The sequence below is a fragment of the Geodermatophilus sp. SYSU D00815 genome, from assembly GCF_054050035.1.
Window position 1 is genome coordinate 106283 of record NZ_JBJGYO010000003.1, and the last position, 19334, is coordinate 125616.

General features: G+C 76.6%; 15 protein-coding genes. 11 read left to right on the plus strand and 4 right to left on the minus strand.

All coding sequences use genetic code 11. The features are described 5' to 3' along the window. Nucleotides 1–5: 5 nt before the first annotated feature. The 4 genes from ACI78S_RS05075 (at nt 6) to ACI78S_RS05090 (ending at nt 9005) form a co-directional block, all read left to right on the plus strand. Nucleotides 6–902: an SMP-30/gluconolactonase/LRE family protein gene (locus tag ACI78S_RS05075; protein ID WP_456971132.1), complete on the plus strand. Its 897-nt coding sequence runs from the start codon at nt 6–8 to the stop codon at nt 900–902. Nucleotides 903–964: 62 nt separating this feature from the next. Then, nucleotides 965–2275, plus strand: coding sequence for a hypothetical protein (locus ACI78S_RS05080; protein ID WP_456971133.1), 1311 nt, complete (start codon nt 965–967; stop codon nt 2273–2275). A 162-nt stretch (nt 2276–2437) separates the two neighbouring features. Next, a complete protein-coding gene (locus ACI78S_RS05085) occupies nt 2438–8449 on the plus strand; it encodes a DUF4011 domain-containing protein (protein WP_456971134.1) in 6012 nt (2003 codons plus the stop codon). 91 nt (nt 8450–8540) lie between these two features. Continuing rightward, nucleotides 8541–9005, plus strand: coding sequence for a hypothetical protein (locus ACI78S_RS05090; RefSeq protein ID WP_456971135.1), 465 nt, complete (start codon nt 8541–8543; stop codon nt 9003–9005). Nucleotides 9006–9025: 20 nt separating this feature from the next. On the opposite strand, the gene ACI78S_RS05095 is transcribed toward ACI78S_RS05090, so the two are convergent. Then, nucleotides 9026–9559 (minus strand): hypothetical protein, encoded by a 534-nt coding sequence (locus tag ACI78S_RS05095; RefSeq protein ID WP_456971136.1) that lies wholly within the window; start codon nt 9557–9559, stop codon nt 9026–9028. A gap of 68 nt (nt 9560–9627) precedes the next feature. Beyond that, entirely contained in the window at nt 9628–11358 is a 1731-nt protein-coding gene (locus ACI78S_RS05100) for a metallophosphoesterase family protein (protein ID WP_456971137.1), read from the minus strand. A gap of 67 nt (nt 11359–11425) precedes the next feature. On the opposite strand from ACI78S_RS05100, the gene ACI78S_RS05105 reads away from it, so the two are divergent. Continuing rightward, on the plus strand, nt 11426–12322 hold the full coding sequence (locus ACI78S_RS05105) for an SMP-30/gluconolactonase/LRE family protein (RefSeq protein ID WP_456971138.1): 897 nt from the start codon (nt 11426–11428) through the stop codon (nt 12320–12322). A gap of 16 nt (nt 12323–12338) precedes the next feature. Continuing rightward, the gene (locus tag ACI78S_RS05110) at nt 12339–12926 is read left to right on the plus strand and encodes a tetratricopeptide repeat protein (protein WP_456971139.1); all 588 of its coding nucleotides are present in this window, start codon (nt 12339–12341) and stop codon (nt 12924–12926) included. Here ACI78S_RS05110 and ACI78S_RS05115 read toward each other — a convergent pair. After that, nucleotides 12923–13072 (minus strand): hypothetical protein, encoded by a 150-nt coding sequence (locus ACI78S_RS05115; protein WP_456971140.1) that lies wholly within the window; start codon nt 13070–13072, stop codon nt 12923–12925. The two genes, ACI78S_RS05110 and ACI78S_RS05115, sit on opposite strands and share 4 nt — an antisense overlap. Nucleotides 13073–13153: 81 nt before the next feature. After that, nucleotides 13154–14170, minus strand: coding sequence for a helix-turn-helix domain-containing protein (locus tag ACI78S_RS05120; protein ID WP_456971141.1), 1017 nt, complete (start codon nt 14168–14170; stop codon nt 13154–13156). Nucleotides 14171–14251: 81 nt separating this feature from the next. On the opposite strand from ACI78S_RS05120, the gene ACI78S_RS05125 reads away from it, so the two are divergent. From ACI78S_RS05125 to ACI78S_RS05145, 5 genes are all read left to right on the plus strand, one after another. Beyond that, nucleotides 14252–15106 (plus strand): hypothetical protein, encoded by an 855-nt coding sequence (locus ACI78S_RS05125; RefSeq protein WP_456971142.1) that lies wholly within the window; start codon nt 14252–14254, stop codon nt 15104–15106. 111 nt (nt 15107–15217) lie between these two features. After that, nucleotides 15218–16324, plus strand: a complete 1107-nt coding sequence (locus tag ACI78S_RS05130) for a serine/threonine-protein kinase (RefSeq protein WP_456971143.1) — start codon at nt 15218–15220, stop codon at nt 16322–16324. Nucleotides 16325–16332: 8 nt separating this feature from the next. Further along, complete coding sequence (locus ACI78S_RS05135; RefSeq protein ID WP_456971144.1) at nt 16333–16470, plus strand: hypothetical protein; 138 nt, start codon at nt 16333–16335, stop codon at nt 16468–16470. A gap of 1 nt (nt 16471) precedes the next feature. Then, nucleotides 16472–17647: a hypothetical protein gene (locus ACI78S_RS05140; protein ID WP_456971145.1), complete on the plus strand. Its 1176-nt coding sequence runs from the start codon at nt 16472–16474 to the stop codon at nt 17645–17647. After that, complete coding sequence (locus ACI78S_RS05145; protein ID WP_456971146.1) at nt 17644–19251, plus strand: hypothetical protein; 1608 nt, start codon at nt 17644–17646, stop codon at nt 19249–19251. The genes ACI78S_RS05140 and ACI78S_RS05145 overlap by 4 nt, the downstream gene beginning before the upstream one ends. Nucleotides 19252–19334: the final 83 nt, after the last annotated feature.

The window sequence follows — 19334 nt, forward strand, 5'->3', positions numbered from 1 at the left end:
GGCGCATGACGACGCGGTCCTGGCGCACCCTGTTCACCGGAGGCTCCTACTTCGAGGGCCCGCGCTGGCACGAGGGCGCGTGGTGGGTCTCGGACTTCTACACGCACCGGGTCACCCGCGTCACGCCGGACGGCGCGGGCACCGTGGTCGCCGAGGTCGAGCAGCAGCCCTCCGGGCTGGGCTGGCTGCCGGACGGGTCGATGGTCGTCGTCTCGATGAAGGACCGGCGGCTGCTGCGACTGGCCGACGGGCGGCTCTCCACGCTGGCCGACCTCGGCGAGCACTGCGGCGGCCCGCTCAACGACTGCGTGGTCGACGACGCCGGGCACGTGTTCGTCGGCGACTTCGGCTTCGACCTGATGGGCGGCGGCGCCGTCGTCCCGACGACGCTCAAGCGGGTCGACCCCGACGGCACGGTCACCGTCGTCGCCGACGACCTGCACTTCCCGAACGGCGCGGTGATCACGCCGGACGGCACGCTGATCGTCGGGGAGACCTGGGGCAACCGGTTCAGCGCCTTCGACGTCGCGGCCGACGGGTCGCTGACCAACCGGCGGGTCTGGGCGCGGTTCGGGCCGCTGCCCACCGGCTCGAGCATCGAGGAGCGGGCGCCGCAGATCGTCCTCGGCCCGGACGGCTGCACCCTCGACGCCGAGGGGCACGTCTGGGTGGCCGACGGCTTCCACGGCCGGGTGGTCCGGGTGGCCCCGGGCGGCGCGGTCGTCGACGAGATCCCCGGCCCGGACGGCATGGGGGTCTTCGCCTGCATGCTCGGCGGCGAGGACGGCCGCACGCTGCTCGCCGCCGCCGCCCCGGACTTCTTCGAGCACACCCGCGCGCCGGTCCGGGAGGCGGTCCTGGTGACGACGGAGGTGGAGGTGCCGCACGCCGGCCGGCCCTGAGCAGGGGGGCGCGGCGCGGGGATCCGCTGCGGAGCCGTTCCGCCGTGCTAGAACACGCGCCCGTGTCGAGACGTGCGGGAGCGGTGCTGGTGCTGGTGGCGGCCGCGGTGAGCGGGTGCGCCCCCGTCGTGACCCGCACCGGCGGCCCGGCGGCGGCGGCGTTCGAGCTGCCGTCCTCACCGCCCACCGCGGCGTCGACCGGGGAGCCGGTCTACGCCGGCCCGCCGGAGGGCGCGCCGCCGTCCGCCGGCCCGGCGGCCACCCTGCACGCGGTCGAGCTCAGCTCCGCGTACCCGGGCGTCGACCGCTCCTTCAGCGAGTTCGCGACCGCGTCCCTCGACGGCGGCGCGCACGTCGTGCTCCGCGACGACGACTACACCGGCATGCGGATGGTGACCGTCGGCGCCACGGGGGACGGCTTCGCGGTGACCGGCTCGGTGGTGGTGCCCACCGTCTCCGAGGTGTCCGGCATGCACCCGCTGGCCGACGGCACCGTGCTCGTCGCCGGCCAGTTCGCCGCCGACTCCTCCGGCGGCCCCGGGGAGACGCCGGACTACGGCTACGAGGTCGTCGACCCGGCCACCGGCGAGGCCGACGTCGTCGTCGTCCTGCCGCACGCGCAGGGCACCGACTTCTCCTACGAGCAGTCGGCCCTCTCGCCCGACGGCGCGACCCTCTACCTCTACGTCGGCTACAGCCTGCACGAGACCGACAGCCGGCCCGATCCGCAGGAGGTCGGGCGGCTGTTCGCCGTCGACGTCGCCTCGGGCGAGGTGCTGGCCGAGCGCGACGTCGTCCCCGACCTGGCGTCGCTGTCGACGTACACCAGCGGCGTGTGGAGCCGCGGCCTGGTCGCGCGGCCGGACGGCGGCGCGTCGCTGGTGTTCGACGCCACGCCCTCGGCCGCCGACGAGGAGGCCCTGCTGCCGACGGTGCTGTCCTACGACGGCGACCTCGAGCCGACCGGCGTCGTGCAGGTGACCGACCCCGGCCCGTCGGTCGAGACGCGCGCGGTCGCCGCCGGCGTCGACGGCACGGTGTTCCTCACGGTCGTCGGTCGCGACGGGCCGCGGGTGCTGGCCGTGGGCGACGGCGCGTCCTCCGCCGTCGCCCTCGCCGACCACCCCGACGGGTACGTCGGCCACGGCCTGGCGGTGGAGCCGGGGCAGGGGTGGGCGCACCTCTACACCGAGGCCGCGGTGCAGCCGGTCGACCTCGCCACCGGGGAGGTCGGGGCCGCGCTGCCGCTGGAGTGCGAGGGGCAGGGGGTGCGCGACCTGTTCTCCGGCCGGGACGGCGTCGTCGCGGTCCTCGTCGGCGAGTGCGACTCTCCCGCCGAGCGCACGCAGTACCTCTGGCTCGCCACCGCCTGAGGGCCCGCAGAACACCCATCGGCGTGCACGCGGCGTCCCCGGGCCCCTCCGCAGCGTGTCCACGCTGTGATCCGGGGCATCCACCGTGCGCACGCGTCACATCCGTCACAGACACCCGACCCGAGGGCGGACTGGTCCGTCCTGACCCGGTAGACAGATCCCGTGGACACCGCTGACCTCCGGACGGACGACGTCGTCGTCCCGGCGGCGTCGGTCACCATCGACCTCACGAGCACCCCGGTGCTGAGCTACGCGCTCGCCCACAACCGGGTGCCGGTGGTCAGCCGCCTGGCGCTGTCCTCCGCCGCGGCGGTGGCCGGGGCGACCGTGCGGCTGTCGGTCCGCGACCCGGAGGGCCCGATCGGCCCCGTCGTCGAGCTCACCGCCGACCTCGACGAGGGGCGGACGACGGTCCTGCAGGACGTCGCGCTCACCCTCGACCCGGCCGCGATGCTGCAGGTCGACAGCCAGCGCCCCGGGGTGATCGACGTCGAGGTGGCCGCGGGCGAGCGGGTGCTCGGGCACGCGAGCACGCCGGTGCAGGTGCTGGCCGCCCAGCAGTGGCTGGCCACCCCGCTGCCGCTGGCGCTGGAGATGCTCGCCGCGCACGTGCAGCCCAACCACCCGGCGGTCGACGGGCTGCTGCGGGAGGCCGCGGCGATCCTCGACCGCGACACCGGCAGCGACCTCGTCGACGGCTACGACGGCGGCCCGGAGCGGGTCGACGCGATCGTCGCCGCGCTCGGCGAGGCGGTGCGCGACCACGGCATCCGGCACAGCGAGCCCCCGGCCAGCTGGATCGAGATCGGCCAGCAGGTCCGCTCCCCGGGCGACGTCCTCACCTGGCGGGTCGCCACCCCGCTGGACACCGTCGTGCTGCTCGCCGCCGCGCTCGAGCAGGCCGGGATCCGGCCGATGCTCTGGCTGGCCGAGGGCGCCGGCGGGGGCGGCGGGGCCTTCCTCGGCTACTGGCGGGAGGAGCGCGGCGCCGAGAGCGCGGCGACCACCGACGTCGCCCCGCTGGTGAACCTGGTCGACCTGGGCCTGATCGGCCTGGTGGACACCCGCCTGCTCACCACCCTCGGCGAGCGCGGCGCCGAGCAGGGCGGCACCGACCTGCACCGGCCCGCCTACACCACCTGGCTGGCCGGCGACCTCGACCGCGTCCTCGGCGTCACCGACGTCCACCGGGCCCGCCGCGACGGCATCCTCCCGCTGCCGGCCCGCGCCCGGGACGCCGACGGGGTCCTGAAGATCGTCGAGTACCGGCCCGCCGCGCACCGGCACGCGTCCCCGGCCGCGGTGCCGCACGCGGGCGCCGCCCGGCCCGACGCCCCGCCTCGGGTGCAGCAGTGGAAGAACGCGCTGCTGGACCTGTCGCTGCGCAACCGGCTGATCAACTACTCCGGGCGCTCCGGACTGCCGCTGGTCGTCCCGGCGGAGTCGCTGGGCATCCTCGAGAACTTCGTCCACGACGGGACGCCGCTCACCCTCCTGCCCGGCGACCAGCTGGCCGCGGTCGCCCGCGAGCGCGGCGCCGCCACCGCGCGCGACCTGCCCGCCGAGCAGCTCGCCGAGGCCCTCGTCGAGCGCCGCTCGGTGCACGCCGACGTCTCCGAGGCCGGCTACCTGTCGAAGCTGCGCACCCTCGCCTACAAGGCGAAGACGGTCGTCGAGGAGACCGGCGCCAACAACCTCTACCTGGCGCTGGGCAGCCTGGTCTGGGAGCTCGACGGGCGGCCGCTGCGCTCGCCGCTGGTGCTGGTGCCGGTGACGGTGACGCCGACCAGCCGCACCGGCCCCTACCGCATCACGCTGGACGAGGCCGGCTCCAGCACGCCCAACTACTGCCTGCTGGAGAAGCTGCGGCAGCTGCACGGCGTCGTCGTCCCCCGGCTCAACGAGCTGGCCGCCGACGGCCCCGGCATCGACCTCGACGCCGCGCTGGAGGCCGTGCGGACGGCGCTGGTCGGCTACCGGCTGCCCTACCGCGTCGAGCCGACCGCCGACCTGGCGATCCTGCAGTTCGCCAAGTACCGGTTGTGGAAGGACCTCGACGAGCACTGGGCCGACTTCGCGCGCAACGCGCTGGTGCAGCACCTGGTCCACGAGCCCGACGAGCCGTTCGACGACCCGGTCCGGGGCGGCGGCGAGTTCGCCGACCTCGACGAGCTGGCCGCGCAGCTGCCGGTGCCCGCCGACGCGTCGCAGCTGCGGGCGATCGCCGAGGCCACCGCCGGGCGCACGTTCGTGCTCGAGGGCCCGCCCGGCACCGGCAAGTCGCAGACCATCACCAACCTGCTCACCCGCGCGGTCGCCGACGGCCGGAAGGTGCTGTTCGTCGCCGAGAAGCGGGCCGCGCTCGACGTCGTCGCCCGCCGGCTCGAGGCGGTCGGCATGGGGCCGTTCTCCCTCGACCTGCACGACAAGGGCAGCAAGGCCGGCGCCGTGCGGGCGCAGATCCGCGAGGCGCTGGAGCACGCCGTCGCCGTCGACAGCCAGGGCCTGGCCGCCGACGGCGAGGACCTGCGCAGCGCCCGCCGGCTGCTCGCCCGCTACGCCGACCGGCTGCACGCGCCCAACGCCGCCGGCCTGTCGCTGTACACCGCCCGGACCGCCCAGCTGTCGGCCGGCCCCGACGTCGCGCCGCTGCCGGTGCCGCTGCCGTTCGTGGCGGGTGCCTCCGACGAGACCTTCGCCGCGGTCCGGCGGGCGCTGGTGCTGCTGCCCGACATCGCCGACCTCACCCGCCCGTCGCCGCGGCACCCGTGGGCCTTCGTCGACTCGCCGCTGGTCGACCTGCCGGCGGCGCACGCGGCGGCCCGGGAGGTCGACGCCGCCGTCCGCGACCTGCCGGTCGGCACCGGGCTGGCGGGCGTGCTGCGGCACGCCCGCACGCCGGAGGACCTCGACGCCGTCGCCCACCTGCTCACCGGCCCGCCGGTGGGCCTCGACGTCCTCGACGAGACGTTCACCGAGTGGTGGACGGCGGCGACGTCGGCGGTGCAGGGCGAGGTCGCGGCCTTCACCGCGTTCCGGCACCCCGGCATGGACGTCGCGACGCCGGAGGCGCTCACCCTGCCGCTGGCCGAGATCTACGTGCAGGCGCAGACCGCCGCGGCCTCGGGCTGGTTCGGCCGGCGGCGCAAGCTGCTCGCCGTCCGCGACCGGCTGGTGCCCTACCTCAAGCCCGGCGCGCAGGTGCGGCCCAAGGAGGTCCCGGGGCTGGTCGAGGGCCTGTGGCGGGTGCAGAACGGGATGACGGCGATGGCGCAGCGGGCGGCGTCGATCCCGGGCCTGCGCATACCCGTGGGCTGGAACCCGTTCCTCGACCCGGGCCTGATCGACCGGCAGGTGGGCTGGCTGCGGCGGGCGGCGGTCGCCGTCGACGGCTCGGCCGCCTTCCACGTCGCGCTGCGCAAGCTGATCGTCGCCGGGGAGACCGACGACCCCGCCGGCGCGGCCCGGGTGACCCGGCTGCGCGACGCCGTCGTGCGGCTGCTCGAGGTCTGCCGCGCCACCTCCCCCGCGCTGTCGCGGTGGACCGGCGACGACGGGATCGTGCTGCGCTGGACGATGACCCGCCCCGAGCGCGGCGTCGAGCACCCCGGCCTGATGTCCCTGCGCCGCTGGGTGACCTTCCTCGACACGCTCGAGCCGCTGCGCACCGCCGGCCTGCTCGAGGCCCGGCACCTGCTGGTCACCGGCACGGTGCTCGCCGACGACGCCGTCCGCGCGTTCGACCGGGGCGTCGCCGCGGCCTCGGTGGAGGAGCGCCGCGACGCCACCGGCCTGGACACCTTCGACCCGGAGTTCCACGAGAAGGCGATCCGCCGGTTCACCGCGGCGTCGCAGGCGGTGCGCCGGCACCTGACCTCGGCGCTGCCGGCGGCGGTGATCGGGGCCCGGCCGTTCGACGCCGCCCTCGGCGCCGGGCGGGTCGGCGCGCTGCAGCGGGAGCTGGCCCGCCAGCGGCGCGGGCTGGGCGTGCGGCAGCTGCTGGCCGAGTACGGCGACCTGATCACCGCGGTGATGCCCTGCGTGCTGGTCAGCCCCGACTCGGTGGCCCGGTTCTTCCCCGCGCAGAGCCGGCTGTTCGACATCGTGGTCTTCGACGAGGCGTCGCAGATCCGGGTCGCCGACGCCATCGGCGCGCTGGGCCGCGCCCGGTCGGCGGTCGTCGTCGGCGACTCCCGGCAGATGCCGCCGACGTCGTTCGCCGAGCCCACCCCCGGCGCCGAGGACGAGGCCGGCGACTTCGGCGGCACCGCGGTCGAGGACGAGGAGTCGATCCTCAGCGAGTGCGTGCAGGCGCGGGTGCCGCGGCAGTGGCTGTCGTGGCACTACCGCAGCCAGGACGAGTCGCTGATCGCGTTCTCCAACGCCCAGTACTACGACAACCGGCTCGCCTCGTTCCCCGCGCCCACCCACGGCCGCCCGTCGGCCGCGCCCGACGGCCGCGGGGTCTCCCTGGTGCGGGTGGACGGCACCTTCCACCGCTCGGGCGGCGGGCGGCTGCTGCGCACCAACCCGGTGGAGGCCGAGGCGATCGTCGCCGAGATCCGCCGGCGCTTCGCGCTCTCGCCGGACCTCCCGCCGTCGATCGGCGTCGTCACCTTCAACGCCCAGCAGCGGGCGCTGATCGAGACGCTGCTGCGCGACGCCGACGACGACCGGCTGACCGAGGCGCTGGACCGCTCCGACGGCGAGGGCCTGTTCGTCAAGAACCTGGAGAACGTGCAGGGCGACGAGCGCGACGTCGTCTTCTTCTCCACCGCGTTCTCGGTGAACGAGAAGGGGCAGCTGCCGCTGAACTTCGGCCCGCTCAACCGGGTCGGCGGCGAGCGGCGGCTCAACGTGGCGGTCACCCGCGCGCGGCGGCAGGTCGTCGTCTTCTCCTCGTTCGACCCCGGCCAGCTGCGGGCCGAGGAGACGTCGTCGGTCGGCATCAAGCACCTGCGCGCCTACCTCGACCTCGCCGCGATGGGCACCGACGTGCTGCCCCGCAGCTCGGGTCTGGGCGCGCGCTCCACGGCGACGGTGGACCGGCACCGCGAGGAGGTCGCCGCCGGGCTGCGCTCGCGCGGTCTGGTGGTGCGCACCGACGTCGGCCTGTCGGAGTTCCGCATCGACCTCTCCGTCGCGCGCGCCGCCGATCCCGACACCCCGGTCATGGCGGTGCTCCTCGACGGGCCGTCGTGGGCGCGCCGGCGCACCGTCGGCGACCGCGACGGGCTGCCGGTCGAGGTGCTCGGCGGCATGCTGCGCTGGCCGGTGGTGGAGCGCGTGTGGCTGCCCGCCTGGCTGGCCGACCGCGAGGCCGTCCTCGACCGGCTGGTCGAGGCGGTCGAGGCCCCGCCGGTCGAGGCCCCGCCGGTCGAGGCCCCGCCGGTCGAGGCACCCGCGCCGGTCGAGCCGGCCGTGGCCGCGGTCGCGGTTCCCGGGGACGCGGCCGGGGAGGAGCCCTCCGGGGACGGGGCCACCCGGGACGAGGCCCCGCCGAGGGAGCCGGTCAGGAACGTGGCGGCGCTGCGCGGGGCGGTGTCCGCGTCGGTGGCCGTCCCCCCGCCGGCCCCCGCGCCGAAGCCGCGGCCCGCGCCGAAGGCGTCGCCCGCCCCGGCCGCGTTGGACGGCGAGACCCCGTTCGTGCCGTGGGCGCCGCGGACCGCGGGCGAGAAGGCGGTGCTCGACGAGCTGCCCGCCGCGCGGTCGGTGCGGACCGTGCGCCGCGTGCTCACCGCCGGCATCAAGGCCGAGGGGCCGATCCACGTCGACCGGCTGGTGCGGCTCACCGCCGGGGCGTTCGGCCTGACCCGCGTGACGGAGGCCCGCCGCACCGCGATCCTCTCGGTGCTGCCGCCCTCGGCGCTGGCCGACGTGTGGATGTGGCCCGACGGCGTCGAGCGGTCGTCCTACGCGGCCTTCCGGCGGCAGGCGTCGAGCACCGAGCGGCCGCTGGAGCACGTGCCGCCGGAGGAGATCGGCAACGCCATGGCGGCGCTGTGCCGGGCGGCGGCGGGCATGGCGCGCGAGGAGCTGCTCACCCAGGCCGCGGCGGTGTTCGGGTGCAAGCGGCGCACGCCGACGCTCACCCCGGTGCTCGAGGCCGCCCTCGACGCCGCGCTCGCCTCCGGCCGCCTCAGCCGGCAGGACACCGGCCTCCTGACCGCCTGAGCGCGTCCCACGCGCCCCACGCGCCCCGACCTGCGGGGCCGGAAGGCGCGGCAGCCGGGACGGTGTGATACCGGATGCTTACCGTCGGTGCATGCGCTGGACCGAGGACGCCTCCCCCGCCGGAGCCGCGCGCCCCGGCCGGTGGGTGGCGGGGCTCCTCGCGGCCGCCGCGGTGGGCGTGGCGCTGGTGGGCGGGCTGACCGCGGTCGCCCCCGCCGGCGTCGAGCGCGAGGCCCCCCGCCCGCCCGCGGTGGTCCCCGACGGCGGCGCCGAACCGACCGGCGGAGACGAGCTGCTGCAGGGCACGCCGACGCCGTCCCCGACGCCGTCGGCGGTGCCGACCCTCGCGCCGCTCGCGCCCCCGGAGCCGGTCGTCGTCCCCGCCCCGAGCACGGCGCAGGCGCCGCCGGCCGCGGTCCCCGCCGCCGACGTCGTGCCGGTCGGCGAGCCGGGCAGGGCCTGCCCGTTCGAGGGGGCGACCGCGGTGAGCCAGGCCGGTCGCGCGCTGGTCTGCACCGCGCCCGGCGGCAGCGACCTGCGCTGGCGCCAGGCCTAGGCCCTCGACCGGGGCGGCCCTCAGGCGGGCGCCGGGCGGGCGGCCAGCGCCCGGCCCAGGTCCGCGCCCCAGCGCAGCGCCCGCGCCTCCTCGCCGTCGGCGAGCGGGCCCCTCGCGTCGGTGACCCGGAAGTGCTCGGCGCCGGCGAGCAGCGTGGCGCCGCGCTCCTCGAGCAGCTTCTCCTCCTGGCGCGACGCGTGGTCCATCTTCACCAGCAGCCTGGGGTGGTCCATGCGGGTGTCGAAGGCCGCCGCGGCGATGCCGGCGGGCAGCCGCACCGACGACAGCCACTCCCGCAGGCCCGTCGTCGGGTCCTCGACGTGGACGCCGTACTGCTTCTCGGCGCCCTCCCGGGTCGCCTGCTTCGGCATGCCGAAACCGTGGGTGGGGCCGCCGACGACGAGCAGCGCGACGTCCGGCCCGACCTCGGCCGGCGCCGCGGCGGCGGCGACGACGCCGGCCGGCATCGTGCCCGACAGGCCCTGGGCCACCGCCTGGGCGACGGTGCGGGCGTCGCCGAACAGGGACTCGTAGACCACCAGTGCGCTGCGCATGCGGCGACGCTACGGACGCCCGCCGCGCCCCGCCGCCGGTCCAACGGCGCCGGCGGGTGGACCGAAGGTCACAACGGGCGTTCCGCGCCGACGCCGATCTCCCGGCTGCAGGTGCGGCCGTCGTCGATCTCCTGCGGCGTGAAGTACACCGTCGACGTCGTCACGTCGTCGCCGAAGGCCTGCGTGGCGCCGTCGGCCGACGACGAGTCGATGGAGAAGCGCACGACGCGGGTGAACTGGCAGTCCGGCGCCACCGACTCGATGCTGAACTCGATCGGCGGGCGCTCGTCGCCGCGCACGATGTCGTTGAGCCCGCCCGCCCCGGTCGACCCCTCGACCAGGTCGATCACGGTGTCCTCCTGGATCTCGCCGGGCTCGTTCTGCCGGTGCACGTGCCCCGAGACGGTCTGCCGGACCTGGTCGGGCAGCAGCTCGCGCACCTCCTCGGCCTGCACCGGCTCGTGGGTGGCCACGATGTCGAAGAACGGCTCCGCGCCCTCCCCGTCCGGCGCCGCCGAGGCGGTCGCGGCGCCGTCCTCCTCGTCGTCGCCGAGGACGCCGGCGAGCGCCTCGGCCACCGCCTCGCGCTCCAGCGGCTCGGTGACCGCCGGGTCGTCGGAGCCGTAGGCGCCGGGCCCGCCGTAGACCCGCGGGTCGGCGATGCCGGCGATGGTGAGCCCGAAGGCGTCCACGACGCCGCCGCGCACCGCGTACCCGTCGGCGGTGCGGGTCTTGCTGCCGAGCACGGTGACGCCCGGGATGGAGCGCATCGTCTGCTCGACGTCCGGGGAGTCGTGGTTGCCGGCGATCCACAGCATCGGCGTCTGGGCCGCGACGGCGCGCACCGAGTCGAGGTAGCCGGGCGTCAGCTCCACGCCGGTGCCGAACAGCGACTCGTCGCCGGTGTTGACGATGAGCGAGACGTCGTAGCTGCGGGCGTAGGCCAGCACCAGCGGGTAGGTGGCGGCCAGGTGCATGTCGGAGATGAACATGATCCGCAGCGCCGTCTCGGGGGCCTGGTCGGACTCGATCTGGTCCTGCAGCTCGGCCTGGATGCCGAGCACCGAGCCGAGGACGTCGAAGGCCTTGTTGCGGCCCTCGTAGTACTGGGCGAGCTGGTCGGGGAACAGCTGCGCGGCGGCGAGCGTGCCGGTCAGCCGCGACTGCTGCACCCAGTTCGGGTTGTAGGTGAGGACGCCGTAGCCGGCCACGAGGACGACGACGCCGAGCGCGCCGCCGAGCTGGACCGCCAGCCGGCGCAGCTCGTGCGACCGCCGCGGCCGCCCGCGCAGGTACCGCAGCGACATGTGCACCGCCGCCGCGACGAGCAGGCCGAGCAGCACCCCGAGCACCACCTCGGCGACCAGCCACGCGGCGATCCGCGGGAGCTGCTCGGCGAAGTCGGCCTGCAGCCGGGCGACGAAGCCCGCCCGGTCCTCGCCGGCGGCCCGGGTGAGCTCGAGCAGGTCGACGTCACGCGGGGTGATGGTCACCCCCACCGGGACGCCGGTGAGGTCGGGGAACTCCCAGCTGCCCAGGGTGGTGTCGGCGGACAGGCCGGGCCGGGCGAACAGGTTGCCCTCCACCGAGAAGGGGACCCCCTGCACGGTGGCCCGGTACGGGAAGGCGTGCAGCAGCGCGGCGGCCCCGGCGAGCGGCAGCAGCAGCCGCAGCGCCCAGCGGCCCAGCCCGCGGGCGACGACGGCGAGGACGCGCAGCACGCGGGGCAGGACGGGCGGCCGCGCCTGCTGCGGCGGGTCGGTCCGCTCGTCGGCGGCGCCGGGCTGCTGCGGCTCCATCGCACCCATTGTCCGTCACGCGGGAGCACCGGACCGGTCGCCGCCCCGATCCCCTAGTGTCCGGCGCATGGCGGACAGGGACGTTCGGACGGTCTTCAGCGGCGGCTCCTTCTTCGAGGGGCCGCGCTGGCGCGACGGCACCTGGTGGGCGTCGGACTTCTACCGCCACCGGGTCAGCCGCTACACGCCCGACGGCCGGGAGACGCTGGTCGTCGAGGTGGAGCACCAGCCGTCCGGGCTGGGCTGGCTGCCCGACGGCTCGCTGGTCGTCGTGTCGATGAAGGACCACCGGGTGCTCCGGTTCGCCGACGGGGAGCTGTCGACGCTGGCCGACCTCACCGAGCACTGCGGCGGCCACCTCAACGACCTCGTCGTCGACGAGGCCGGCCGGGTGTTCGTCGGCGACTTCGGCTTCGACCTGATGGGCGGCGGCGAACCGCGCACCGGCAGCCTCAAGCGGGTGGACCCCGACGGCACGGTGACGGTCGTCGCCGAGGGCCTCCACTTCCCCAACGGCGCGGTGATCACCCCCGACGGCGGCACGCTGATCGTCGGGGAGACCCTCGGCAACCGCTACACCGCGTTCGACCTCGGCGCCGACGGGTCGCTGACCGGCCGGCGGGTGTGGGCGCAGTTCGGCCCGGAACCCAGCGGCAGCACCGAGGAGGTCCTCGGGCAGCTGGTCGTAGCCCCCGACGGCTGCGCCCTCGACGCCGAGGGGCACGTCTGGGCGGCCGACGCGGTCGGCGGGCGGGTGGCCCGCGTCGCCCCCGGCGGCGCGATCGTCGACGAGGTCGCCGCACCCGGCGGGCTGGGCGTCTACGCCTGCATGCTCGGCGGGGACGACGGCCGCACCCTGCTCATGTGCGCGGCCCCGGACTTCTACGAGCACAACCGGGCGCACACCACCGAGGCGGTGCTGCTGGCCGCGGAGGTCGACGTCCCGCACGCCGGCCGGCCCTGACCCGGGCGGTCCCGGCATGCGCGCGCCGCTGACCCCCGACGACCTCGAGCGCCTCGAGGTCGCCGCGACGACCCCGGCGGCGCACCGGGAGGCGGCGCAGACCCTGGTCGGCTGGGCCGAGCACCCGCACCAGGACGACGGGGAGGTGGGCCCCGCCGCCCTGCTGTCGGCCGCCGCGTGGCACCTCGACCGGGCCGGCGACGCCGCCGGGGCGCTGGCGCTGCACCGCCGGGCCGCGGCCGCCGCCGGCCACGTGCCGCCGGACACCCGTGTCTACCTGCACGCCGCGCTGCTTCGGGCGGGCGAGACGGAGGAGGCCCGGCATCTGGCCGACCAGCTGCGGCGCGAACGGCCCGAGGACCCGGACGTCTACACGTTCATGGTGGAGAACTTCGAGCAGGCGGGGGACCTCCGGCAGGCGCACCGCTGGGCGGAGCTGGGCGCGGGGCTGCTGGAGTCGGCGGCCGCGGAGGGGCTGCTGGCCGACGAGCGGTCCACCGAGCTGCTGCTGCGCAGCCGCCGGCGGGTGCGGGAAGCGCTGGGCTTCCCGCCGGACGAGCTCGACGCGGTCGTCCCTCCCCCGCCGGCGGACGACCTCGCCTAGTAGCGGCGGCCGCCCTTGCGCGCGGCGCCCTTGTTCTGCATCTGGGCGATGAGCTGCTTGATCTTCGCCTGGTTCTGCGGCTTGCGGGCCTCGTCGATGACCTTCTTGGCGATGGCGCCCACGATGGCGCTGCGGACCAGCTTCACGTCTACTCCTCCGTCGGGATCGACCGTGATCACCGGCAGGTGGCTGCCCGACACGGCGTCGGGGCAGCCGTCCGCCGGTGATCACGGCGGGGTCGGCCTTCCAACGCCCTGTGCCCGCGGATCGGTTCCGCCGAACCCCGCCTCACCCGGGCGGCGGAACGCCCGCCGGTACTCGGCCGGCCCGATGCCGCGCTCGGCGGCGAAGTGGTGGCGCAGGGTGTCGCCGCTGCCGAAGCCGACCCGCCCGGCCACCGCGTCGACCGGCAGCTCGGTGGTCTCCAGCAGCTGCTCGGCCAGCCGCAGCCGGCGGTGCAGCAGGTGCCGGTGCGGCGTCGTGCCGGTCACGGCGCGGAACCGGCGGGCGAAGGTGCGCGGCGACATCAGCGCCCGCGCCGCGAGCACCTCGACGGTCAGCGGCTCGTCGACGTGCGCGTCGATCCAGTCCAGCAGGGCGGCCAGCTCGCCGTCCCGCCGCGGCTCGGGCACCGGCGCCTGCACGAACTGCGCCTGCCCGCCGGCCCGGTGCGCCGGCACCACCATCCGCCGGGCGAGCGCGTTGGCCACCGCCGCGCCGTGCTCGGTGCGCACGAGGTGCAGGCAGGCGTCGATCCCGGCCGCCGCGCCCGCGCTGGTGAGCACCGGCCCGTCCTCGACGTAGAGCACGGTGGCGTCGACCCGCACGGCCGGGTGCGCCCGGCGCAGCGCGTCGGCGAACTGCCAGTGGGTGGCCGCCCGGCGCCCGTCGAGCAGCCCGGCAGCGGCGAGCAGGAACGCCCCGCTGCAGATCGACAGCACCCGCGCGCCGCGCTCGACCGCGGCCCGCAGCGCGCCGGCCAGCGCGGGCGCCGGCGGCTCGGCCAGCTGCGGCCAGGCCGGGACGACGACCAGGTCGGCGGTGGCCAGGCGCTCGGGGCCGTGCGCCACCTCGACCGGGAAGCCCGACGTCGTCGGCACGGGCCCCGGGCGGGCGGCGGCGACGGCGAAGTCGTAGCGCGGGAGCCCGTCGTCGGAGCGGTCGAGGCCGAACACCTGGCAGGCGATGCCCAGCTCGAAGGCCGCCGCCCGCTCGCCGAGGACGGCGACCACGTCGCGGATCACCCCGGCATGATGGCAGGAACTTCCGACATGTGGGCATTCCTGCCGGTGTCCGGCGTCCGGCGGGCGCGGCACGGTCGACGCATGACGACCTTCCCGCTCCCCGGTTCGGTCCCCGCCGTGACCGTCGTCCCCGCGCCCGGCCCCGGCCCCGGGCGGTGGGCGGGCGCCGCGGCCGTGGCCCGCGAGGCCGACGGCTCGCTCGTCGTCGCCTACCGCGAGCGCTCCGCCGACGGCGACCGCGACGTGCTCGCCCGCAGCCACGACGGCGTGCGGCTCACGACCGTGGCGACCCTGGAGCCGGCGCGGATCGGCGCCGCGATGGTGGAGCGCCCGGCGCTGGTCCGCACGCCGGAGGGCCGGTGGCGGATGTGGGTCTCGGCCGCCACGCCCGGCACGAAGCACTGGTACGTCGCCCTGCTGGAGGCGGCGTCCCCGGAGGAGCTGCCGGACGCCGAGCCGCGGCCGGCGTTCCCCGGCGACCCGGCGACGGTGGGCGTCAAGGACCCCGTCGTCCGGCTGCGGAACGGCCGGTGGGAGGCGTGGCTGTGCTGCCACCCGCTCGACGTACCGGGCGCCGAGGACCGGATGACCACCGCGTACGCCACCAGCGCCGACGGCCTCGACTGGACCTGGCACGGCACCGTGCTGCGCCCGCGGCCCGGCGCCTGGGACGCCCGCGGCGCCCGTGTGACCGCCGTCCTCGACGACGGCCGGGTCGCCTACGACGGCCGGCCCACCGCGGCGGCGAACTGGTTCGAGCAGACCGGCGTCGCCGTCCCGGCGGCCGAGGGCCTGGCGCCGGTCGGCGACGCGCCTGCCTACGACGCCCGCTACCTCACCGTGCTGCCGCTGCCCGACGGGAGCACCCGCATCTGGTACGAGTTCCGGCTCCCCGACGAGAGCCACGAGCTGCGCACGGAGCTGCTCCCGGGGTGATCCCGACGCACCGCCGCCCCTCGCGCCCAGCCCCGCGAAGTACCGTCCGGGAACCGGGCAGCGGCCCCCGCGCGTGAGAGGGGGCGACCGGGGGACGAGGAGGAGGGCGCCGTGGTGGAAGAGGAGCTTCCCCCCACCGAGGAGGTCGCCCTCATCGGCACGCGGCGGGTGTACCCGCTGGAGTCCGGCGACCCGGCGACGATCGGCCCGTACACGGTGCTGTGCCGGCTGCCGCGCGGCGGGCAGGGCGCCGACGTGTTCGTCGCGCGCACCGACGAGGACGGCGCGCTGGTCGTGGTGAAGTGCCTGCCGGCCAGCGCCGGCGAGCTCACCCGGCGGCGGTTCGCCCGCGAGGTCGAGAACGCCGCCCGGATCAGGAGCCCGCGGGTGGCCCGGATCGTCGGCCAGGACCTCGAGGCGGCCCGCCCCTACTACGTGCAGGAGTACGTCAGCGGCATCCCGCTCGACGAGTTCCTGGCCCAGCGGGAGCGCGGCGGGCTCAACGCCGAGGAGCTGCGGCGCATCGCGATCGGCCTGCTGCGGGCGCTGCGCGACGCCCACGCCGCCAAGGTCGTCCACCGGGACGTGAAGCCGGGCAACATCGTCATCAGCGAGCGGGGCGTGCACCTGGTCGACTTCGGGATCAGCCGCTACCTCGGCACCGAGCGCCCCGACGGCACCGTGACGACGGCGATGGCCGGGTTCGGCTCGAAGCTCTTCGCCAGCCCCGAGCAGCTGCAGGGGCAGCCGCTCACCGAGGCCAGCGACGTCTACAGCTGGGCGATGGTCATCGCCTACGCCGCCGGCGGCCGGCACCCGGTCGACCCCGAGGACGAGCTCTCCCCCGCCGACTACTGGCTGGAGCTCAAGGCCGGGCGGATCGACCTGTCCGCCGTCCCGTCGAACCTGCTCGACAGCGTCACGCACGCGCTGCGGTTCGCCCCCGAGCGGCGCCCCACGCTGGCCGACCTGGCCCGCGACGTGGAGTCCAGCACCCGCTGGCTCAACCAGACCTCGCAGATCCCCTCGCCGCAGACCGGCCTGGGCGACTTCCGGTCGCTGGCCTCGGTGCTCGACGTCGCCCGCTACCACCTGTCGCGGCTGGAGCGGGCCATCGCCGACACCACCAGCGGGTTCGCGATCGCCATCGCCGTCGTCCTGGTGCTCGGCGCGGTCACCGGGCTGGTGCTCGCCGTCCTGTACCACGTCTTCTTCTAGGAGGTCCCGTGTCCGGCATGTACCAGCGGGCGCTGGCCCAGCAGGCGCTGGAGGCCCGGCGGCACCGCTACCTGCAGCGCCAGCGGGTGCTGCTCGTCGTCTTCGCGCTCGCCGCCCTGGCCGTCTTCCTCCTCACGGTGCGCTGACGTGCCGCGGACCGTCGTCTGCCCCCGCTGCCTGGAGCGGTTCAGCGAGCCGCTGTGGATGAACTCCGCCGGCCAGCGCGTCGCCCCGCCGCCGCCGGCCCGCGGCCGCTGGTCGCGGTTCACCGACGCCTTCCGCGGCCCCGAGCCCAGCGGGCCGGGCCCCTCCCCGCAGTTCCGCGCGGCGATGGGCGACGCCCGCCGGCTGACCGCCGTCTGCCCGCGCGGGCACCGGCTGCCGCCGGACTACCTGGAGCGGCCGACCGTCGTCGTCGGGCTGGTCGGGCTGACCGGCGCGTCGAAGTCGACCTACCTGACGGTGCTGCTCGACCAGCTCTACGCCGGCGCGCTCGCCCCGCTGGACATCTCGGTGGAGATGGACGAGGAGAGCGCCGACCGCTTCGAGCTCAACTACCGCCAGCCGCTGCTCGTCGACCACCGGCAGCTGCCGCTGACCCCGCTGCTGCTCGAGGAGGGGCAGTCGCCGGAGCCGCTCACCGTGGTGTTCCGGCGCTCGGCCCGCGGCGAGGCGGAGCGGTCGCTCAACGTCGTCTTCTTCGACGCCTCCGGCGAGCAGCTGTACCGCAAGGAGGACCTCGGCCGGTTCGGCAAGTTCCTCTACGTCGCCAGCTCGGTCGTCGTCGTCCTCTCGCCCGGCATGTTCCCCGGGCTGGCGTCGGTGGCCGACCCCGGTGAGTCGTCGATCGGGCTGGCGCGGCCGACGCAGATGCTGGTCAACCTGGCCGACCTGCTGCGCTCGGCCCGCGGGCTGAGGAAGGACGCCTACCTCTCCGACGTCTCGGCGTCGGTGATCCTGAGCAAGGCCGACAAGCTGCTCGGCCGGCCCGACTTCCCCGCCGACGCGCTGCGCGACCCCGAGCTGTCCCCCGCCGCGCTGCCGCGGCTGTTCGAGGAGGTGCGGGTCAACTCCGGCCGGCTGGTCGACTTCCTCGAGACCAACGGCGGCTCCAACCTGCTGACGGCGCTGCTGGGCCGGCTGCCCGACCCGACGGTGCACGCCGTCTCGGCCACCGGCTCGGAGCCCACCGGCGGGCGCTACCCCACCATCGCGCCGCGGGGCGTGCTCGACCCGCTGCTGGTGCTGCTGGCCCGGCACCGGTTCCTCCCGCGGGAGGGGCTGGAGCTGGAGTCGGCGCTGGCCGAGTGGCCCCGCGCATGACCAGCTGCCCGCAGCTCGTCTACACCTCGGCCAGCCGGACCCTGGAGGGGCCCGGCTTCGGGGTGTTCGCGATGTCGCGGGACTGGCCGGCCGGCCTGGGCACGTCGCGGTCCTCGCTCGGGTCGCTCATCCGCCCGCCCGGCGACGGCGCCGCGTTCGGGCTGCTGTCGAGCGCCGGCGGGCGGCTGGCCTACTCCAAGGTGCCGGCGGCCGCCGACGACTTCGGCCGGGCGGGCAACTACGTCGTCCAGCTGCTCTGGGACGGCACGGCGACGCTGGGGGCGCGCGACGTGCTGGCGCTGCACCGCGCCGGCGGCTTCCTCGTCTCGGTGGACGGCGCGGAGCCCTCCCGGGAGGCGCCCGCGGTGCCGGTGCCCCGGGCGCGGCGGACGGCGCCGGTGCTGGCGGTGCACGAGATCGAGGCGCTGGTGCCCGCGGTGGGGGCGGTGCTGGCGGCGCTGGCGGCCGGCGTCGGGCAGGTGGGGCTGCCGTCGGCGTCGGTGGTGTTCGACGTGCTGCCGCGCGCGCTCGCCGACGGCGTCTCGCTGCACGTCGGGACGGCGGAGACGATGGGCGACGCCGGCGCGGTGCAGGTGCTGGTCGGCGCCTACCGGCAGCCCCCGGTCGACGCCGGGAACGCCGAGCGGGCGCGGGCGCTGCTGGAGGCGGCCGCCAAGGGCGACCTGTGCCCCGACGACGTGGCCCGGCTCGACGAGCTGGACGCGTGGTTGTTCGCCGACGAGTGGCGGGAGCTCGACCCGGCCACGCTCACCGACGCGCAGCTGGTCGCGGTGCTCGCCTCACCCGCGGCCGGGGCGTGGCTGCAGTCGCCGCGGGCGGCGGCGGTGGCGACGCAGGCGGCCACCGGGTCCCCGGCCGTCGAGACCGCGCTGCGGGCGGCGCTCGCCCGCGACCCCGCGGCGCGCGCAGGCGTGCGGGCGGTGGAGACCGCCGCGGTGCTGCGGGCGGTGTTCGACGGCGGGCGCGGGCGCACCACGGACTTCGCCGGGCTCACCCAGGGCGACCTGTGCGCGGCGTTCGCGCGCGAGGTGGCGCGCGGTCGGCGGGTGCCGCGGATCGGCGCCGAGGCGGGGCTGCTCGTCGAGCAGGCGCTGGGCCTGGGCCACGACGTCCCGCTGGTCGGGCTGACCGACGACGCCGAGGGGCTGGCCGGGCTGGTCGCGCGGCGGCCGGTGGTGCGCGAGGCGCTGCTGCGGGAGTGGTCGCTGACCGCGTGGAGCCCGGCGCACGAGGAGCTGTTCGTGCAGCTGCTGCGCTACGACGCCGAGTGGTTCCCCGCGCTGGCCCCGCTCACCCCCGAGAAGCCGACGCGGGCGGCGCTGCGCGCGGCGGCGCGGGAGATGTCGGCGCGGCAGGTGGAGCGGCTGGCGGTCACGGTGGCCTCCAGCGCGGCCGCCGGGCACGGCCTGGCGCTGCGCTGCGTGCTGTTCCCCTCGGGCCTGCCGCCCGAGGAGGTCTCCGCGATCGTCGCCCGCAACTTCGCGCTGCTGGCCCGCGACGACGGCTGGCCCCGCGGGATCGCCGCGCGGACCGCCGCCCGGGTGGCCGACGACCCGCCGCCGACCCGGCGCCGCCGCCGCTGACCCGCTCGCCGGGCGCTGGTGCTCTGCCCGCTCTCGTGGGCAGAGCACGGGCGTCGGCGGGCCCGGATGCCGGCTCCCGGGCC

Excerpts from the sequence above, each read along its gene's own strand:
- ACI78S_RS05145 (WP_456971146.1), top strand. The coding sequence starts at position 17,644 with ATGACCAGCTGCCCGCAGCTCGTCTACACCTCGGCCAGCCGGACCCTG.
- ACI78S_RS05110 (WP_456971139.1), top strand. The coding sequence starts at position 12,339 with ATGCGCGCGCCGCTGACCCCCGACGACCTCGAGCGCCTCGAGGTCGCC.
- ACI78S_RS05100 (WP_456971137.1), bottom strand. The coding sequence starts at position 11,358 with ATGGAGCCGCAGCAGCCCGGCGCCGCCGACGAGCGGACCGACCCGCCG.
- ACI78S_RS05090 (WP_456971135.1), top strand. The coding sequence starts at position 8,541 with ATGCGCTGGACCGAGGACGCCTCCCCCGCCGGAGCCGCGCGCCCCGGC.
- ACI78S_RS05095 (WP_456971136.1), bottom strand. The coding sequence starts at position 9,559 with ATGCGCAGCGCACTGGTGGTCTACGAGTCCCTGTTCGGCGACGCCCGC.
- ACI78S_RS05125 (WP_456971142.1), top strand. The coding sequence starts at position 14,252 with ATGACGACCTTCCCGCTCCCCGGTTCGGTCCCCGCCGTGACCGTCGTC.
- ACI78S_RS05105 (WP_456971138.1), top strand. The coding sequence starts at position 11,426 with ATGGCGGACAGGGACGTTCGGACGGTCTTCAGCGGCGGCTCCTTCTTC.
- ACI78S_RS05075 (WP_456971132.1), top strand. The coding sequence starts at position 6 with ATGACGACGCGGTCCTGGCGCACCCTGTTCACCGGAGGCTCCTACTTC.